The organism is Kitasatospora sp. GAS204B (assembly GCF_029892155.1).
GTDB lineage: Bacteria > Actinomycetota > Actinomycetes > Streptomycetales > Streptomycetaceae > Kitasatospora.
In genome coordinates this window covers 86211-101533 of the sequence record NZ_JARZAG010000024.1, presented here as the reverse complement: position 1 = coordinate 101533, position 15323 = coordinate 86211, and the positions used below count along the sequence as shown (strand labels likewise).

Here is a 15323-nt window from a genome sequence, read left to right as displayed (position 1 = left end):
GAGTCAGGCCCGCGCCCCGTCCAGGACCAGGTCGACCAGGTGCCGGGAGCGCCGTGTCGCGGACGTACGTCGGAGAGCAGGACGACGTGCGATAACCACAGGCCACCGACCGGAACGGACGACCCCGCCATGGACCTCATGCGTGCCGCGCGGCTCCACCTCCCCTCCCACGCACTGACGATCGAGGACGTGCCACGGCCCGTGCCCGGCGTGGGGCAGGTGCTGGTGAAGGTCGAGGCGGCCGGCGTCTGCCTGTCCGACGTCCACCTGATCGACGGCACCCTCACGCCGACCTATCCGCCGGGCGACTGCGTCACCCTCGGGCACGAGGTCGCCGGGACGATCGCCGAGCTCGGACCGGAGGTGACCGGCTGGACGGCCGGGCAGCGGGTCGTGCTGCAGGCGGGCGAGGTCCGCGACGGCCGCCTCCTGACGCGAGGCGTCGACTACGACGGCGGCTGGGCCGAGTACGCGCTGGCCAGTGTCGGCACGCTGTTCGCGCTGCCCGACTCGATCCCGATCGAGCAGGCCGCGATCATCCCGGACGCGGTCTCCACCCCCTGGGGAGCCATCACCACCACCGCCCAGGTCCGGCCGGCCCAGGCCGTGGGTGTCTGGGGCATCGGCGGGCTCGGCGCCCACGGCGTCCAGCTGCTGCGCGCCGTCGGGGCCTGTCCGATCATCGCGGTCGACCCCGTCCCGGCCGCCCGCCGGCGCGCCCTGGACTTCGGCGCCGACCTGGCCCTGGACCCGGCCGATCCCCGGCTGCGCGAGCAGGTCCTGGCGGCCACCGGCAACCAGGGCCTGGCGGCCGCCTTCGACTTCGCCGGCGTCGCCGCCGTCCGCGAACAGGCGCTGACCGTCCTCGCCCCCAAGGGACGCCTCGTCCTGGTCGGACTGACCGACAAACCGCTGACCGTCACCGACGGCACCCGCTTCAGCTACCTCCGGCACCAGATCCTCGGCCACTACGGCTCCGAGGAGAACGCCGTCGCGCAGCTGGTCGCCCTGACCGAAGGCGGTCGGCTGGACTTCTCACGCTCGATCACCGACGTGCTGCCACTCGCCGACGCCGCCAAGGCCGTCCAGCGCCTGCACGCCAAGGAAGGCGACCCGATCCGCCTGATCCTGCGCCCCTGACCCCCCGTACGGCCTGCTGACGGACCCTCAGCAGGCCGTACGGCTGCCGCTCACGGCCACACCAGGCAGTACAGCTGGTGCCCCGCGTCGTGCAGCCGGTTCGCGAAGTCCTGCCACTCGTGCAGCATCGTGTAGATCACGAACGCGTCCCGCGGCCCCCGCCGGTCCGGCACGGTGGACCAGATGAACGCCGCCGCGCCCAGCTCGGTGTCGTCGGCCTTGCGCAGGGGTTCGACCACCGTGTGGGGGAGCTGGACGACCGCGTAGTCGGGGTGCAGGACGACGAGCTCCAGCGGCGGGACCTGGTGGAGGGGGACGCCCTCGATGCCGGTGAGCACCATGGCGCTCATGGTCTCGGGTTTGATCTTGGTGGAGAGGTGGCCGGTGGGGGAGCCGCTGGTCTCCATCAGGTCGCCGAGGCGGCCGAGCGAGCCGAGCTCGCCGGCGTCCAGGCCGAGACCGCCGGGGCCGAGAGCGGTGGGGACTCTCGCAGCGGTCGCGCGGTCGGGTGCGCCGAAGTACTTGTACGTCACCCCCACGCGTCCTTCACCCCGCCTTCCCCTTCCCGCGCGGGCAGCCTTGCGGCCGGCCCCCGTGGCCTCCTCGAAGCCGTCCTGCTCCTCGGACACTCGGACCATCCTCACCGGAATTCGCCGGAATCGACAGACCCCCGGACCTCCGGTGTCCCGCCGGATGTCCTGTATTACCGTTTTTGTCATCCTCAGTGCGGCCGCAATCGGCCAGGCTCGACCGAATCACGTCACCTTGAGCCCGTGTTGAGCCCGCGCCCGCACCGGGGCGCGCACCGCGCGCTCTCCAGTGTGCGGGATGAACGTACCCGTAGCCGCACACGGATCATCGTTCCAGATGATCGGGTCCGACATGCAGAGGTAAAGGACACGATTTGAGAGCGGAGCCGTTCGAGCCGTTTGAGAGGATGTGGTCTCGTGAGCTACCCCTATGAAGCACCCCAGTCCCAGTCGCTCTTCGAGCGCGCCTCGGCGGTCACCCCCGGCGGCGTGAACTCACCGGTGCGCGCCTTCCGTGCGGTGGGCGGCACCCCGCGCTTCATGGTCTCGGGCACCGGCCCGTACCTGACCGACGCCGACGGCCGCGAGTACGTCGACCTGGTCTGCTCGTGGGGCCCGATGATCCTCGGCCACGCGTACCCGGCCGTGCTGGACGCGGTCCGGGAGGCCGTCGGCCGCGGCACCTCCTTCGGCACCCCGGGGCAGGGCGAGGTGGAGCTGGCCGAGGAGATCGTCTCCCGGGTGGCCCCGGTCGAGCAGGTCCGGCTGGTCTCCTCCGGCACCGAGGCCACCATGTCCGCGATCCGGCTGGCCCGCGGCTTCACCGGCCGGGCCAAGGTGGTCAAGTTCGCCGGCTGCTACCACGGCCACGTGGACGCGCTGCTGGCCGCCGCCGGGTCGGGCGTGGCCACCTTCGCGCTGCCGGACACCCCGGGGGTGACGGGGGCTCAGGCCGGCGACACCATCGTGCTGCCGTACAACGACCTGGCGGCGGTCGAGGAGGCCTTCAAGCTGCACAGCGGCGAGATCGCCTGCGTGATCACCGAGGCGGCCCCCGGCAACATGGGCGTGGTGCCGCCGAAGCCCGGCTTCAACGCGGGCCTGGCCAAGCTCTGCCGGGAGAACGGCGCGCTCTTCGTCTCCGACGAGGTGATGACCGGCTTCCGGGTCTCCAAGGCGGGCTGGTACGGCCTGGAGGCGGCGCACGAGGGCTGGGCCCCGGACCTGCTGACCTTCGGCAAGGTGATGGGCGGCGGCTTCCCGGCCGCGGCCTTCGGCGGGCGGGCCGACGTGATGGCCCACCTCGCGCCGGCCGGCCCGGTCTACCAGGCGGGCACCCTGTCCGGGAACCCGGTCGCCACCGCCGCCGGCCTGGCCCAGCTGCGGGCCTGCACCGACGAGGTCTACGCGACCCTCGGCAAGGTGGCCGAGACCGTGTCGAGCCTGGTCGGCGACGCGCTGACCAAGGAGGGTGTGGCGCACCGGCTGCAGAAGGCGGGCACCATGTTCTCGGTCTTCTTCACCGACGAGCCGGTCACCGACTACGCCGCGGCCAAGCGCCAGGAGGCCTTCCGCTTCACCGACTTCTTCCACAGCCTGCTGGCCGACGGGGTCTACCTGCCGCCGTCCGCCTTCGAGTCCTGGTTCGTCTCGGCCGCGCACGACGAGCGCGCACTCGAGAAGATCGCGGCCGCACTGCCGGCCGCCGCCCGCGCCGCCGCGCTGGCCAAGCCCGCGGAGGAGCTGCGATGAGCACGAACACCCCGGGGACGACCCCCGAGATCACCGTCGTCCACCTGGTCCGGCACGGCGAGGTGCACAACCCGCAGGGCGTGCTCTACGGCCGGCTGCCCGACTACCACCTCTCCGAGCTGGGCCGGCAGATGGCCGACCGGGTCGCCGAGCACCTGGCCGACCGCGACATCACCTATGTGGTCGCCTCGCCGCTGGAGCGCGCCCAGGAGACGGCCGAGCCGACCGCCAAGGAGCACGGCCTGACCGTCGCGGTGGACGACCGGCTGATCGAGGCCGACAACGTCTTCGAGGGGAAGACCTTCGGGGTCGGCGACGGCTCGCTGCGCAACCCGCGCTACTGGAAGCACCTGACCAACCCGTTCCGCCCCTCCTGGGGCGAGCCGTACGTCGAGATCGCGGTGCGGATGATGGGCGCGCTGGCCGCCGCCCGGGACGCGGCGCGCGGGCACGAGGCCGTGGCGGTCAGCCACCAGCTGCCGGTCTGGACCGCCCGCTCGTTCGCCGAGAAGCGCCGGCTCTGGCACGACCCGCGCAAGCGGCAGTGCTCGCTCGCCTCGGTGACCAGCTTCACGTACGAGGGCGACAAGCTGGTCTCGGTCGGCTACCGCGAGCCGGCCCGCGACCTGCTGCCGGCCCACCTGCTGGGGCAGGGCAAGAAGGGCGACAAGCCGGTCGGAAAAAGCTTCGGGGCCTAACTTCTCATCTCCGCCGAGGCGTTTAAAGGATCTTTACAACGCCAGTTCAGCGGGGGGTCGACACGCAACTGCCGACCCCCCGCAAAGCCTCTGAACTGCCATGCGAAACTTTTCACATGTCTGGTACGCCCCGCTTCCGTCTGGCCGCGCTCCTCACCGCTGCGGCGGCCGTCCTCACGCTCGCCGGATGCAGTTCGACGGGGTCGGGCGGCAGCGGTGACGCCCAGGCCGGGTTCGTCACCGGCACCAGCGGGTTCGACACCGTGCCGACGGCCTCCCGCAAGCCGGCCCCGGCGATCGCGGGCAAGGACCTGGAGGGCCAGCAGGTCGGGCTCTCCGACTACGCGGGCAAGATCGTGGTGGTCAACATCTGGGGCTCCTGGTGCTCGCCGTGCCGCGAGGAGGCCAAGGGCCTGGAGCAGTCCTACGAGAAGTACAAGGACCAGGGCGTGCAGTTCCTGGGCATCAACACCCGGGACACCGACCCGACCAACGCCCGCCAGTTCGAGGTGAACCAGGGCATCAGCTACCCGAGCATCTACGACCCGGACGGCACCCAGATCCTCAAGTTCCCCAAGGGCAGCCTCAATCCGCAGTCCGTCCCGACCACGATGGTGATCGACCGCCAGGGCCGGCTGGCCGCCCGCGCGATGAAGCCGATGTCGGTCTACGACCTGGACACGATGCTCACGCCGCTGCTGGCGGAGCAGCACTCGTGACCAGCGCGCTGCTCGCCTTCGGGGAGAACAATCAGACGGTGCAGAGCGGCCCGCTGCTGCTCGCCGTTCCGGTGGCCGTCGCGGCCGGGCTGCTCTCCTTCTTCTCGCCCTGCGTGCTGCCGCTGGTGCCCGGCTACCTCTCCTACGTCACCGGTTTCTCAGCCGCCGACCTGGCGGACGCCCAGGGCCGGCAGCGCGGGCGGATCCTGGCCGGCTCGCTGCTCTTCATCCTCGGCTTCTCCGCCGTCTTCGTCTCCGGCGGCGCGCTCTTCGGCTACTTCGGCCGCACCATGCAGGAGCACAGCCGCGGCATCAGCGAGGTGCTCGGCGCGCTGACCGTGCTGATGGGCCTGGCCTTCATGGGCCTGCTGCCCGGCTTCAGTACCCGGGAGATCCGCTCGCACCGCCGTCCGGTGGTCGGGCTGCTCGGCGCCCCGGCACTGGGCGTGGTCTTCGGGATCGGCTGGACGCCGTGCATCGGACCGACCATGGGCTCGCTGCAGGCGCTCTCCTTCACCCAGGCCAGTGCCGGGCGCGGCGCGTTCCTGATGGCCGTGTACTGCTTCGGACTCGGCATACCGTTCGTGGTGGCGGCGCTGGCCTTCCGCCGGGCGATCGGCGCCTTCGGCTTCGTCAAGCGGCACTACCAGTGGGTGATGCGGATCGGTGGCGGCATGCTGGTCGCCGTCGGCGTGCTGCTGATCACCGGTGGCTGGACCTACCTGGTCAACCAGCTGCAGTACCTGACCGGCAACTTCTCGATCGGAATCTGACCGTGAGCGACACCGACCTCAAGGCCACCCCCGGAAACGGGCAGCCGCCGGCCGACGAGGCGTCAGCCGAGCGGCTCACCTCCGCTCCGGTCGAGTCCGAGGCGCCCACCGGCATAGGGGTGTTCGGCTGGCTGCGCTGGACCTGGCGCCAGCTCACCTCGATGCGGGTCGCGCTGATCCTGCTCTTCCTGCTCTCGGTCGCCGCGATTCCGGGCTCGCTGATCCCGCAGACCGCCGAGAACGCCTTCCAGGTGCAGACCTGGCAGGCGGCGCACAAGGACCTGACCCCGATCTACCAGAAGCTGCAGCTGTTCAACGTCTACAGCTCGGTCTGGTTCTCGGCGATCTACATCCTGCTCTTCGTCTCGCTGGCAGGCTGCATCATCCCGCGCACCTGGCAGTTCGTCGGCGTGCTGCGGGCCAAGCCGCCGGCCGCGCCCGCCAACCTGACCCGGATGCCGGTCTACGCGGCCTGGCACACCGACGCCGACCCGGCCACCGCGGTGGCGGCCGCGCAGCGGCTGCTGCGCCGGCGCCGGTTCCGGGTGCACGGCTCGGGCAGTGCGGTGGCCGGCGAGAAGGGCTACCTGCGCGAGGTCGGCAACCTGCTCTTCCACCTCTCGCTCTTCGCCCTGCTGGCCGGTTTCGCCTGGGCCAGCCTGGCCAGCGGCACCGGCGGCAAGCTGGTGATCGAGGGCGACGGCTACACCAACACGCTGACCCAGATGGACGACTTCAACGGCTCGGCCTTCTACGGGCCGAACGACCTGGACCCGTTCGGCTTCCACCTGGACAACTTCACCGCGACCTACCAGCTGACCGGTGACCAGATGGGCCAGCCGCGCACCTTCGACGCGAACGTCCACTACTGGACGGGCTCCGACCCGACCAGGACCAAGGGCGGCGTCATCTCGGTCAACCACCCGCTGGAGATCGGCGGCAGCAAGGTCTTCCTGATCGGCCACGGCTACGCCCCGGTGATCACGGTCAAGGACGGCAGCGGCAAGGTCGTCTACCACGACGCGGTGCCGTTCCTGCCGCAGGACCCCAACCTGACCTCGACCGGTGTGGTCAAGGTCGGCGACTACGGGCAGAAGGACGGCAAGAAGGTCCAGCTCGGCTTCTCGGGCTTCTTCCTGCCGACCGCACCGGACAGCTTCGGCCCGACCACCGGCCCGCGCTCGCTCTTCCCCGGCGACGCGAACCCGGCGATGGTGCTCACCGCCTACGAGGGCGACCTGGGCACCGACTCCGGTGTGCCGCAGAACATCTACCAGCTCGACCTCAGCCACCTGACCCAGCTGCAGCAGGACGGGCAGCCGGCCAGGACCAAGCTGACGCCGGGTCAGGGCTGGACGCTGCCGGACGGCTACGGCTCGATCAGCTTCGACGGCTACAAGCAGTGGGCCAGCTTCAGCGTCTCGCACCGCCCGGGCAACACGGTCGCGCTCACCGGCGCGATGCTGGCGATCCTGGGCCTGATCGGCTCGCTGCTGGTGCAGCGCCGCCGGATCTGGGTGCGCGCGGTCACCACGCCGGACGGCCGGACCCTGGTGGAGCTGGCGGGTCTGGCACGCAGCGAGTCGGCGAAGATCGCCGAGGAGCTGGCCGACCTCGCGGTCGACCTGCAGGACGACGCACCGGCCCTCGACGAACCCGAGGAGCCCGAGGAGACCGACGCCTCAGGCGCCTCAGCGGAACCGGACGAACCCGACGGCCCGTCAGAATCCGCCGCGCCTGACACCCCAGCAGACGCCACCCCTTCCGCCCCGGAAACCAAGGAGTAGACGGTGATTCTCGCCATCGGGGTCAATACCCAACTGTCGGGCCTGTCCGACAAGTTGATCTACTCGGCCATGTTCGTCTACGCGCTCGCCATGTTCGCGCACATGTTCGAGTGGACCTTCGGCAGCAAGGGCGGGGTCGCCCGCCGCTCCGCCGAGCAGGCCTCGCTGGCCGCCGCGGCGGCCCAGGTCAGCGTCACCGAGCAGGTGCGCGCGGCCAAGGAGGCGAAGGCGGCCAAGAAGGTGACCGTCACGGTCGCCTCGGCCGACGGCGGCACCACCACGCTGACCCGCACCGCGCTGGCCGGCGAGGGCGCCATCGTGGTCACCAGCGGCCGTGGCGAGGAGCGGGAGATCGACGGCCCGGGTGCGGCCGGCACCAGCGAGAAGGGCGACCTGGCGGGCCGGATCGCCATCTCGCTCACCATCCTCGGCTTCGCGTGCAACTTCGGCGGCGTGCTGCTGCGCGGCCTGTCGGTGATGCGGTTCCCGTGGGGGAACATGTACGAGTTCTCCTGCGCCTTCGGCGTCACCATGATCGGCACCTACCTGCTGCTGCTCGCGCTCGGCAAGCCGGTGCGCTGGATGGGCCTGCCGGCGGTGGTCGCCGCCACCCTGACCCTGGGCCTGGCCACCACGGTGCTCTACACCGCCGACGAGCAGCTGGTCCCGGCGCTGCACTCGTACTGGCTGGGGATCCACGTCACCACCGCGATCATCTGCGGCGGCGCCTTCTACGCGGCCTTCGCCTCCACCGCGCTCTACCTGGGCCGTGAGGCCTACGACAAGCGGCTGGCGGCCGGTCTGCCGGGCGGCCCGTTCCGGACCTCGGCCTCGGTCTGGGAGCGGCTGCCCGCCACCGCCACCCTGGACAAGCTCTCCTACCGGATCAACGCCCTGGTCTTCCCGCTCTGGACGTTCACCATCATCGCGGGCGCGATCTGGGCCGAGTCGGCCTGGGGCAAGTACTGGGAGTGGGACCCGAAGGAGACCTGGTCCTTCATCACCTGGGTGGTCTACGCCTGCTACCTGCACGCCCGGGCCACCGCCGGCTGGCGCGGCCGCAAGGCGGGGTACCTGGCGCTGCTGGCCTTCGCCTGCTTCCTCTTCAACTACTACGGCGTCAACATCTTCATCACCGGCAAGCACTCGTACGCCGGCGTGGGATAGCCGGGCCCGCAGCAAACGGCCCGCAGCAAACGGCCTGCGGCCGACGGCCGTTCGCGGGACGCCCCGCGAACGGCCCGAGCCCGACCTGACGTTGGCTGGATCACGTGTCCGGCGAGGTGTCATGACCCGCGCGGTGGGCAGGTGTCAGAGCGGGTGATCCGCTGTGACAAAGTAGGACGTACCAGTACCAAATCCGTTGTGCCGAAGGCGAGGAGGCCGCGTCATGGACAGCGAGGAGCTCATGCTGACGGTGCGCATCACGGTCGCCGAGCGCGCGCTGCTGCGGCGCCTGGCGCAGGGGCACCGCAGTGACCTCTCCGAGGTGGTCGCCGACGGGCTGCTCGACGTCCTGCCGACGCTGCAGGGCACCGCGCGGGCCTACCGGCTGCTGGCCGCGCTGGCCGAGCCGGCGCCCTGCGCGCTGACCGTCTGGCTGCCGGCGCCGCTGGCCGACCTGCTGGTGCCCGCCGCCGAGCAGGTGGCGCGGGCGACCGGGGTACGGCTCGGTTCGGGGTGCGCGATGCTCGGGGCCGCGCTGCGGCTCTGGCTGGCCCAGGACCCGCAGGTGCTGGCCGACCACCTGGACCTGATGCACGCCGGCCGATCCTCGGCCCTGGTGGCCGCGTAAGGCCGTCACGGCTGAGGCCTCCGGACCCGGGTAATTCAGGTGCCCGCCCGGCCCGTGGCGGCCACGATGGCCGGATGACCATCTGGACCTTCGAGGCCACCCCGATCGACCGGCCGGACGCCGTCGCGCTGCTCCGCGCCTACCGGGCCGAACTGATCAGCCGCTACCACCGCCGCCCGGCCACCGAGGCGGAGGTCGACCAACTCGGCGAGTGGGAGCCCGATACCGGCCTGGCCGCCTTCCTGGTGGCCCGTCGGCACGGCCTGCCGGTGGGCTGCGTCGGGTTGCGCCGACTGACGCCCGCCCTGGGCGAGCTGACCAAGGTCTACCTCGACCCGGCGGCCCGCGGCCAGGGCGGCGGGGCCAGGCTGATCACCGCCATCGAGGCGGCGGCCGCCGAGCTGGGGATGACCACCGTGCGCCTGGACACCCGCGCCGACCTGGTGGAGGCGCGGGCGCTCTACGCCCGGCAGGGCTACCGCGAGATCCCGCGGTACAACGACAGCGCGTTCTCGGACCACTGGTTCGAGAAGAGCCTGCCGGCGCGGACTACGCCGCCCACTGCCAGCTGACCGGCGAGTAGTACGCCGGGCGGCGCTCCAGGCGCTGCCAGCGGGCGATCGGCTCGACGGCCGGCAGTGCCGCGGTGGCCTGCTGGGCGGCGGCGCGGGCCAGCAGCACGGCGGTGAGGGCGGCCAGCTCCTCGTCGGACAGGGTGCCGCGGGTGACGCGGACGAGCGATTCGGTGGACCTGGTCATGATCGGGTTTCTCTCCCCCGGAAGCTGCGGATGACGAGTGGTCGGACGGCTGCGCGCAGCCGCTACATCGGCGGGTTGCCGTGCTTGCGGGAGGGCAGGTCGGCGTGCTTGGTGCGGAGCATGGCGAGCGCGGCGGCGAGCACGGAGCGGGTCTCGGCCGGGTCGATGACGTCGTCCACCAGGCCGCGCTCGGCCGCGTAGTACGGGTGCATCAGCTCGCTCTTGTACTCCTTGATCTTCTGCGCGCGCATCGCCTCGGGGTCCTCGGCCCCGTTGATGTCGCGGCGGAAGATCACGTTGGCGGCACCCTCGGCGCCCATCACGGCGATCTCGTTGGTGGGCCAGGCGTAGGTCAGGTCGGCGCCGATGGACTGGGAGTCCATCACGATGTAGGCGCCGCCGTAGGCCTTGCGCAGGATCAGCGAGATCCGCGGCACGGTGGCGTTGCAGTAGGCGTAGAGCAGCTTGGCGCCGTGCCGGATGATGCCGCCGTGCTCCTGGTCCACGCCGGGCAGGAAGCCGGGGACGTCGAGCAGGGTGACCAGCGGGATGTTGAAGGCGTCGCACATCTGCACGAAGCGGGCGGCCTTCTCCGACGCGTTGATGTCGAGCACGCCGGCCAGCGACTGCGGCTGGTTGGCGATCAGGCCGACCACGTGGCCGTCGATCCGGGCCAGCGCGACGATCACGTTGGTGGCCCAGCGCTCGTGGACCTCCAGGTACTCGCCGTGGTCGACGATCTCCTCGATCACCTTGCGCATGTCGTACGGGCGGTTGCCGTCGGCGGGCACCAGGTCGAGCAGCGAGTCGTTGCGCCGCTCGATCGGGTCGTCGCTCGGGGTGGCCGGCGGCATCTCGCGGTTGTTCTGCGGGAGCAGCGACAGCAGGAAGCGGACCTCCTCGATGCAGGACTGCTCGTCGTCGTAGGCGAAGTGGGAGACGCCCGAGACGGCGGAGTGGACGTCGGCGCCGCCCAGGCCGTTCTGGCTGATCTTCTCGCCGGTGACGGCCTGGACCACGTCGGGTCCCGTGATGAACATCTGCGAGGTCTCGCGGACCATGAAGATGAAGTCGGTCAGCGCGGGGCTGTAGGCGGCGCCGCCGGCGCACGGGCCGAGCATCACGGAGATCTGCGGGATCACGCCGGAGGCGCGGGTGTTGCGCTGGAAGATGCCGCCGTAGCCGGCCAGCGCGGTGACGCCCTCCTGGATCCGGGCGCCGGCGCCGTCGTTGAGCGAGACCAGCGGAGCGCCGGCCGCGATGGCCATGTCCATGATCTTGTGGATCTTCTGCGCGTGGGCCTCGCCCAGCGCGCCGCCGAAGATCCGGAAGTCGTGCGCGTAGGTGAAGACCGTGCGGCCGTGCACGGTGCCCCAGCCGACGATCACACCGTCGGTGTGCGGCTTCTTGGCCTCCAGGCCGAAGCCCTGCGCGCGGTGCCGGCGCAGCGGCTCCACCTCGTGGAACGAGCCCTCGTCCAGCAGCAGCTCGATCCGCTCGCGCGCGGTCAGCTTGCCCTTGGCGTGCTGCGCCTCGGTCGCCTTCTCGCTCGGACCGCGCCGCACCTGCTCGCGCAGTTCGTGCAGCTCCGCGACCCGGCCGCGCGCGTCGGCGGGTTCCCCCGCGGCCTGCTGCAACACCGTCATCTCGAACTCCCAGATAGATGAGCGACCGAGCAGTCGGTGTCGGCTGTGGGCTCCGGCTGCGATTTCCTGCTTCCCCTACGACACTACGAGGCCGGACCACTCGGTTTCGGCGTTGGTTCTGTACAAGGTCCTAGGGCTTTACCTGTCGAGGATGTACAGAAAATCGGCTCAGGGCCTGCTGGAGCCGGTGGCCGGACGCCCCGCCCTGCCCATCCGTGCCTGGAGCACGCCAAGATCGGCGCTGGGCCGTCCGGTCGGACGACTGCCCAGCTCAGCGTGGGTCTGCGGCGGTGCGCACTGAGGGGTTGTAGGGGGCCGCTAGGGGGTCTCGGCGGGTAGGCCGGTGATACCGACCACGGACCGTCAGTCGTAGGGATTTACCAAAAGGCAAAGTCCTAGGTCAGTGGCGGCAACCGGGGCCTGCTCAGGCGGATCCGTCCTCCGGCTCCTCGCGCCGGCGCCGCTCCATCTCGCGGCCGAGCGCGGCCAGGAACTCGGGGTCGTCGTCCGGCGCCACCGGCCGCCGGGGCGACTGGGGCTCGGCAGCGGACCGGGCGGTGGGCCGGGCGGGCCCGAGCGGCAGCAGGCTGCGGCGCCGGCCGACGAGCAGCCAGGCCAGCGGCCCGAGCAGCACCTCGCCGAAGAACAGGATGATCAGGATCCAGACCACCTTCGGCAGCAGCCTGACCTCGTGCTCCGGCGTGGTCAGGCAGTCGATGAACGCCCAGATCCAGAGCACCAGGACGAGAAGAACGGGCACGATATCCAGCACGGTGGCGATCTCCCCCAAGGCCGGGCGGCGGCCGGGCCGGCGCCGAGCGGGCTGCGGCGGGCCCTGTTGACCGGGCCAGGCTATCGGGTAGCCGATACTGACAGGCATGGCATACGACGATCTCCGCTCCTTCCTGCGGGCCCTCGAACGCGAAGGCGACCTCAAGCGCATCAAGGTCGAGGTCGACCCCCATCTGGAGATCGGCGAGATCGTCGACCGGGTGCAGAAGGCGAAGGGCCCGGCCCTGCTCTTCGAGAACGTCAAGGGCTGCGCGATGCCGCTGGCGATGAACGTCTTCGGCACCGAGCGCCGGCTGGCCAAGTCGCTCGGCCTCAAGTCGCCCGAGGACATCGCCGAGAAGATCGCGGGCCTGCTCAAGCCCGAGCTGCCGCACGGTTTCACCGGCGTCCGGGACGCCTTCGGCAAGCTCGCCTCGATGGCCCACGTGCCGCCGCGCAAGGTCAAGTCGACCGAGGCGCCGGTGCAGGAGGTGGTGCTCACCGGGGACCAGGTCGACCTGGAGCAGCTGCCCGCGCTCTTCACCTGGCCCAGGGACGGCGGCTCGTTCTTCAACCTGGGCCTGACCCACACCAAGGACCCCGACAGCGGGGTGCGCAACCTGGGCCTGTACCGCCTGCAGCGGCACGACAAGCGGACCATCGGCATGCACTGGCAGATCCACAAGGACAGCCGCAACCACGCCGCGGTGGCCGCCCGGCGCGGCGAGCGGCTGCCGGTCGCGATCGCCTTCGGCTGCCCGCCGGTGGTCACCTACGCCGCCACCGCCCCGCTGCCCGGCGACATCGACGAGTACCTGTTCGCGGGCTTCGTGGCCGGCGAGCGGGTCAGGATGGTCGACTGCAAGACCGTCCCGCTGCAGGTCCCGGCCGACGCCGAGGTGGTCCTGGAGGGCTGGCTGGAGCCCGACCAGCTGCTCCCGGAGGGCCCGTTCGGCGACCACACCGGCTTCTACACCCCGCAGGAGCTCTTCCCCGCCCTCACCATCGACTGCCTGACGATGCGTCGGCGCCCGCTGCTGCAGTCCATCGTGGTCGGCCGCCCGCCGACCGAGGACGGTCCGCTGGGCAAGTTCACCGAGCGCTTCTTCCTGCCGCTGCTCAAGGTGATCGTGCCGGACATCGTCGACTACGACCTGCCCGAGGCCGGCGGCTTCCACAACTGCGTGATCGTCTCGATCGACAAGAAGTACCCCAAGCACGCCCAGAAGGTGATGCACGCCATCTGGGGCGCCCACATGATGTCGCTGACCAAGCTGATCATCGTGGTGGACGCCGACTGCGACGTGCACGACTACCAGGAGGTCGCCTGGCGGGCCCTGGGCAACACCGACTACAGCCGCGACCTGAGCGTGGTCGAGGGCCCGGTGGACCACCTCGACCACGCCTCGTACCAGAAGTTCTGGGGCGGCAAGGCGGGCATCGACGCGACCCGTAAGCTCCCGGAGGAGGGCTACACCCGCGACGGCGGATGGCCCGAGATGATCACCTCGGACCCGGCCACCGCCGAACGGGTGACCAAGCGCTGGAAGGAATACGGGCTGTGACCACTGCCGCCGATCTCTTCGAGGCACCGCCCCCGAACCGGGTCAAGGCCTTCCTGCGCCTGGTCCTGATCGAGCACTCGGTCTTCGCCCTCCCGTTCGCGTACATCGCCACCCTCACCGCGATGTTCCTGGCCGACCGGCGGGTGCACTGGGGCGAGCTGCTGATCGTCACGATCGCCATGGTGAGCCTGCGCACCTTCGCGATGGCGGCGAACCGGATCATCGACCGCGAGATCGACGCCCGCAACCCGCGCACCGCGGGCCGCGAGCTGGTCACCGGCGCGGTCTCGCTGCGCACCGTCTACACCGGCTCGGCCCTCGCGCTGCTGGTCTTCCTCGGCGCCGCCGCCTCGCTCAACACGCTCTGCCTGGTGCTCGCGCCGGTCGCGGTGGTGCCGATGGTGGTCTATCCGTACGGCAAGCGGTTCACCGACTTCCCGCACGCGATCCTCGGGCTGGCCCAGGCGATGGGGCCGATCGGCGCCTGGCTGGCGGTCACCGGGAGCTGGTCGTGGGACGCCGTGGTGCTGGGCCTGGCGGTCGGGATCTGGATCGGCGGCTTCGACCTGATCTTCGGCTGCCAGGACGTGGCCGCCGACCGCGCCGAGGGGGTGCGCTCGGTGCCGGCCCGGTTCGGCATCGCCGGGGCGCTCTACGGAGCCCGGGTCTGCCACCTGCTCACCACCGGCCTGCTGGCCTGGTACGGCGTCCTGACCCACGCCGGTCCGGCCTTCTTCGTCGGCCTGGTCGTGGTCTGCGCCGCCTTCCTGTACGAGCACCGCATCGTCAGGCCGGGCGACCTCTCGCGCCTCAACCGCGCCTTCTTCACCACCAACGGGTTCGTCGGCGTCTCGCTCTTCGGCTTCGCGCTGCTCGACCTGATCCTGCGCGGGCTGCACTTCAGCTGAGGCCCACCGGCACCGGGGTGGCGCGCCCGGGGCGCCCGGGCGGCTGCGGGATGATCGGAGCCCCAGCCCGAAGCCGGCCCGAAGGAGGTGGCCACGATGCTCGGCACCCTGCAGTGCGTGGTCCTGGACTGTCACTACCCGGCCGCGCTGGCCCGCTTCTACGCGGTGCTGCTCGGCGGCGAGGTGGACCGTCCGGACCCGCGCTGGTCGCTGGACGAGGGGTGGTCCACCCTGCACACGCCGGGCGGCCTGGTGCTGGCCTTCCAGCGGGTCGAGGACTTCCACCCGCCGCAGTGGCCCGACCCGCTGCACCCGCAGCAGCTCCACCTGGACGTCGAGGTGGCGGACCTGGCCGCCGCCGAGCGCGAGGTGACGGCGCACGGAGCGGCCTTCCTGCGCCGCGAGGGCGGCTGGGCGATCTACGCCGACCCGGCCGGGCACCCGTTCTGCCTGCTGCCGGCCCACCAGCGGTCCTGACGT

16 protein-coding genes are annotated in these 15323 nt (G+C 71.2%); 12 read left to right on the top strand and 4 right to left on the bottom strand.

Annotated features, from left to right (window positions below):
• Positions 1–129: 129 nt before the first annotated feature.
• Positions 130–1140, top strand: a complete 1011-nt coding sequence (locus P3T41_RS28125) for a zinc-binding dehydrogenase (protein WP_280693328.1) — start codon at positions 130–132, stop codon at positions 1138–1140.
• Positions 1141–1190: 50 nt separating this feature from the next.
• On the opposite strand, the gene P3T41_RS28120 is transcribed toward P3T41_RS28125, so the two are convergent.
• The gene (locus P3T41_RS28120) at positions 1191–1673 is read right to left on the bottom strand and encodes a hypothetical protein (RefSeq protein ID WP_280693327.1); all 483 of its coding nucleotides are present in this window, start codon (positions 1671–1673) and stop codon (positions 1191–1193) included.
• A 414-nt stretch (positions 1674–2087) separates the two neighbouring features.
• Between P3T41_RS28120 and hemL the strand changes: the two genes are divergently transcribed.
• The 8 genes from hemL to P3T41_RS28080 all read left to right on the top strand — a co-directional run bounded on the left by hemL (position 2088) and on the right by P3T41_RS28080 (position 9766).
• The gene (gene hemL, locus P3T41_RS28115) at positions 2088–3422 is read left to right on the top strand and encodes a glutamate-1-semialdehyde 2,1-aminomutase (protein WP_280693326.1); all 1335 of its coding nucleotides are present in this window, start codon (positions 2088–2090) and stop codon (positions 3420–3422) included.
• Positions 3419–4120: a histidine phosphatase family protein gene (locus P3T41_RS28110; protein WP_280693325.1), complete on the top strand. Its 702-nt coding sequence runs from the start codon at positions 3419–3421 to the stop codon at positions 4118–4120. The genes hemL and P3T41_RS28110 overlap by 4 nt, the downstream gene beginning before the upstream one ends.
• Before the next feature lie 116 nt (positions 4121–4236).
• Positions 4237–4839 (top strand): TlpA disulfide reductase family protein, encoded by a 603-nt coding sequence (locus P3T41_RS28105; RefSeq protein WP_280693324.1) that lies wholly within the window; start codon positions 4237–4239, stop codon positions 4837–4839.
• The gene (locus P3T41_RS28100; protein WP_280693323.1) at positions 4836–5612 is read left to right on the top strand and encodes a cytochrome c biogenesis protein CcdA; all 777 of its coding nucleotides are present in this window, start codon (positions 4836–4838) and stop codon (positions 5610–5612) included. The genes P3T41_RS28105 and P3T41_RS28100 overlap by 4 nt, the downstream gene beginning before the upstream one ends.
• Positions 5613–5614: 2 nt before the next feature.
• The gene (locus P3T41_RS28095) at positions 5615–7399 is read left to right on the top strand and encodes a cytochrome c biogenesis protein ResB (protein ID WP_280693322.1); all 1785 of its coding nucleotides are present in this window, start codon (positions 5615–5617) and stop codon (positions 7397–7399) included.
• Between the two features lie 6 nt (positions 7400–7405).
• Positions 7406–8566 (top strand): c-type cytochrome biogenesis protein CcsB, encoded by a 1161-nt coding sequence (gene ccsB, locus P3T41_RS28090; protein ID WP_280693357.1) that lies wholly within the window; start codon positions 7406–7408, stop codon positions 8564–8566.
• Between the two features lie 223 nt (positions 8567–8789).
• Positions 8790–9194, top strand: a complete 405-nt coding sequence (locus P3T41_RS28085) for a hypothetical protein (RefSeq protein ID WP_280693321.1) — start codon at positions 8790–8792, stop codon at positions 9192–9194.
• Positions 9195–9268: 74 nt separating this feature from the next.
• Positions 9269–9766: a GNAT family N-acetyltransferase gene (locus P3T41_RS28080; protein WP_280693320.1), complete on the top strand. Its 498-nt coding sequence runs from the start codon at positions 9269–9271 to the stop codon at positions 9764–9766.
• Here the strand turns inward: P3T41_RS28080 and P3T41_RS28075 are convergent.
• The 3 genes from P3T41_RS28075 to P3T41_RS28065 form a co-directional block, all read right to left on the bottom strand.
• On the bottom strand, positions 9744–9953 hold the full coding sequence (locus P3T41_RS28075) for an acyl-CoA carboxylase epsilon subunit (protein WP_348533702.1): 210 nt from the start codon (positions 9951–9953) through the stop codon (positions 9744–9746). The two genes, P3T41_RS28080 and P3T41_RS28075, sit on opposite strands and share 23 nt — an antisense overlap.
• 62 nt (positions 9954–10015) lie before the next feature.
• Entirely contained in the window at positions 10016–11599 is a 1584-nt protein-coding gene (locus P3T41_RS28070) for an acyl-CoA carboxylase subunit beta (protein ID WP_280693319.1), read from the bottom strand.
• A 424-nt stretch (positions 11600–12023) separates the two neighbouring features.
• Positions 12024–12479 (bottom strand): PLD nuclease N-terminal domain-containing protein, encoded by a 456-nt coding sequence (locus P3T41_RS28065; protein ID WP_280693318.1) that lies wholly within the window; start codon positions 12477–12479, stop codon positions 12024–12026.
• Between P3T41_RS28065 and P3T41_RS28060 the strand changes: the two genes are divergently transcribed.
• From P3T41_RS28060 to P3T41_RS28050, 3 genes are all read left to right on the top strand, one after another.
• Entirely contained in the window at positions 12478–13935 is a 1458-nt protein-coding gene (locus tag P3T41_RS28060; RefSeq protein WP_280693317.1) for a menaquinone biosynthesis decarboxylase, read from the top strand. The genes P3T41_RS28065 and P3T41_RS28060 overlap by 2 nt on opposite strands.
• On the top strand, positions 13932–14843 hold the full coding sequence (mqnP, locus tag P3T41_RS28055; RefSeq protein WP_280693315.1) for a menaquinone biosynthesis prenyltransferase MqnP: 912 nt from the start codon (positions 13932–13934) through the stop codon (positions 14841–14843). The genes P3T41_RS28060 and mqnP overlap by 4 nt, the downstream gene beginning before the upstream one ends.
• A 96-nt stretch (positions 14844–14939) precedes the next feature.
• A complete protein-coding gene (locus P3T41_RS28050; protein WP_280693314.1) occupies positions 14940–15320 on the top strand; it encodes a VOC family protein in 381 nt (126 codons plus the stop codon).
• Positions 15321–15323: the final 3 nt, after the last annotated feature.

Coding starts and splice junctions, on each gene's coding strand:
- P3T41_RS28085 (WP_280693321.1), top strand. CDS start 8,790: ATGGACAGCGAGGAGCTCATGCTGACGGTGCGCATCACGGTCGCCGAG.
- P3T41_RS28110 (WP_280693325.1), top strand. CDS start 3,419: ATGAGCACGAACACCCCGGGGACGACCCCCGAGATCACCGTCGTCCAC.
- P3T41_RS28060 (WP_280693317.1), top strand. CDS start 12,478: ATGGCATACGACGATCTCCGCTCCTTCCTGCGGGCCCTCGAACGCGAA.
- P3T41_RS28125 (WP_280693328.1), top strand. CDS start 130: ATGGACCTCATGCGTGCCGCGCGGCTCCACCTCCCCTCCCACGCACTG.
- P3T41_RS28105 (WP_280693324.1), top strand. CDS start 4,237: ATGTCTGGTACGCCCCGCTTCCGTCTGGCCGCGCTCCTCACCGCTGCG.
- P3T41_RS28070 (WP_280693319.1), bottom strand. CDS start 11,599: ATGACGGTGTTGCAGCAGGCCGCGGGGGAACCCGCCGACGCGCGCGGC.
- P3T41_RS28050 (WP_280693314.1), top strand. CDS start 14,940: ATGCTCGGCACCCTGCAGTGCGTGGTCCTGGACTGTCACTACCCGGCC.
- P3T41_RS28080 (WP_280693320.1), top strand. CDS start 9,269: ATGACCATCTGGACCTTCGAGGCCACCCCGATCGACCGGCCGGACGCC.
- P3T41_RS28065 (WP_280693318.1), bottom strand. CDS start 12,479: ATGCCTGTCAGTATCGGCTACCCGATAGCCTGGCCCGGTCAACAGGGC.
- P3T41_RS28075 (WP_348533702.1), bottom strand. CDS start 9,953: ATGACCAGGTCCACCGAATCGCTCGTCCGCGTCACCCGCGGCACCCTG.